This window comes from Microcystis sp. M53603_WE2 (genome assembly GCF_030065435.1).
On sequence record NZ_JASJFF010000932.1, the window covers coordinates 1 to 1,496 of the forward strand.

Here is a 1,496-nt window from a genome sequence, read left to right on the forward strand (position 1 = left end):
AACCCTTATATAGAAAAGCATTTAGCGATTTTTGTCAATTGTTTTTGCTCTAGAGCGAACTAATCAATTAAGTCTCTTGCCAGATAAGGATTTAGTCGATTTATGCCCCCCTATCGAACCATACCAAGTAACGAAGAACCCCGATTCTTAATGTGTAAAATGTGTAAGAGGAAGAGACGCAAAAAATAAACCCCCTCAACTGACTAAATGAAGGGGGTTATGATATTATTCCAATAGGAAGGGATAGATAGGGTTATAGCCATGAGTATTGATATCTCCGATGAAATTCTCAGTGCAACACGCATGACTGAAGCTGAGATGAGGCAGGAAATTGCGGTCATGCTCTTTCAAAAAGAGAAGCTCACCCTTGCTCAAGCGAGTCGATTTGCAGGAATGAATCGTATTGCTTTTCAACACCTACTTGCAAGTCGTCAAATTCCGGTACACTACGATGTCGAAGATTTTGAACAGGATATTAAGAACTTGCGGGAGATGGGCAGATTGTGATCGTTGTCAGTGATACATCCCCTATCAACAATCTTGCCGCCATTAATCAACTTCATCTGCTACAACAACTTTACGAAATAGTTTTTATTCCCGAAGCAGTTTATCGAGAATTAACTGAGCCTGATTTTCCGGTAGCAGGTTCAATAGAAGTCCAAACCTTAGATTGGATTCAAACTCGAACGGTAACTAACCGCACAGTGATTGAAGCTCTTGCTGATGAACTAGATAAGGGAGAAGCTGAGGCTATTGCTTTAGCACTTGAGTTGGGAGCAGATCAAGTTTTGATTGATGAGCGTCGTGGTCGTAGGATTGCTGCTAGACTTAATCTTCGATACACAGGAATTCTGGGCATTTTGGTTGAGGCGAAGAATCGAGGGTTAATCTCTGAGGTGAAACCCTTGCTAGACGCTTTGATTGATCGAGCAGGATTTTGGGTTGCTGCAGCTTTATACAGCAGTGTTTTACAGATTGTTGATGAAGAAAAAAATAAACCCACTCAAGATTGAATGAAGGGGTATTTATGGTATTTTTAGAGGCAATTTAGCCTACTTTTGTGGTTTCTTTTTCGGTGGATTGGCAGGATTTTAGTTGGCCATTGATAACAATGCCTCTTCTATTGGCTTTGGTAACTCAATAGCATGAAACCGATTCACAGAAAAAGCGTAATCTTCACCCCTTTCATCAATAACCCGAATTAGACTGTTTATTTCTGCTGTCTCATCAGGGATAACGCGGTATATTTTTCCCACCTCTAGTGAAGCTTCGTAGCATTCATTATTGAGACAAACTGCGAACTTATTTGTTGGCGATGGCTCTGTTTTCATGGTCAATCGAGAAAGGGTAGCTTGAGCTTAAATTCTTTTTTGCCAATGCCAGAAGCTCTCGTACCAATGGACTTCAGCTAACCTTACTATACCATTGGGAAGCTGAACTTGGGCTATGCCCTTTAATTTTCTCCATTTACCTTTGCCATACTGTTTTTGCAACCG

Annotated in this window: 3 protein-coding genes; 2 read left to right on the forward strand and 1 reads right to left on the reverse strand. The window is 40.8% G+C overall.

All coding sequences use genetic code 11. The annotated features are described in order from the left end of the window. The first annotated feature begins 261 nt into the window (after positions 1–261). Entirely contained in the window at positions 262–507 is a 246-nt protein-coding gene (locus PX481_RS19705; protein ID WP_002748168.1) for a UPF0175 family protein, read from the forward strand. Then, a complete protein-coding gene (locus tag PX481_RS19710) occupies positions 504–1,013 on the forward strand; it encodes a PIN domain-containing protein (protein WP_288095582.1) in 510 nt (169 codons plus the stop codon). Before PX481_RS19705 ends, PX481_RS19710 begins: the two co-directional genes overlap by 4 nt. A gap of 78 nt (positions 1,014–1,091) precedes the next feature. Here the strand turns inward: PX481_RS19710 and PX481_RS19715 are convergent, their stop codons facing one another. Further along, the gene (locus PX481_RS19715; protein WP_288095584.1) at positions 1,092–1,331 is read right to left on the reverse strand and encodes a hypothetical protein; all 240 of its coding nucleotides are present in this window, start codon (positions 1,329–1,331) and stop codon (positions 1,092–1,094) included. Positions 1,332–1,496: the final 165 nt, after the last annotated feature.

Coding starts and splice junctions, on each gene's coding strand:
- PX481_RS19705 (WP_002748168.1), top strand. CDS start 262: ATGAGTATTGATATCTCCGATGAAATTCTCAGTGCAACACGCATGACT.
- PX481_RS19715 (WP_288095584.1), bottom strand. CDS start 1,331: ATGAAAACAGAGCCATCGCCAACAAATAAGTTCGCAGTTTGTCTCAAT.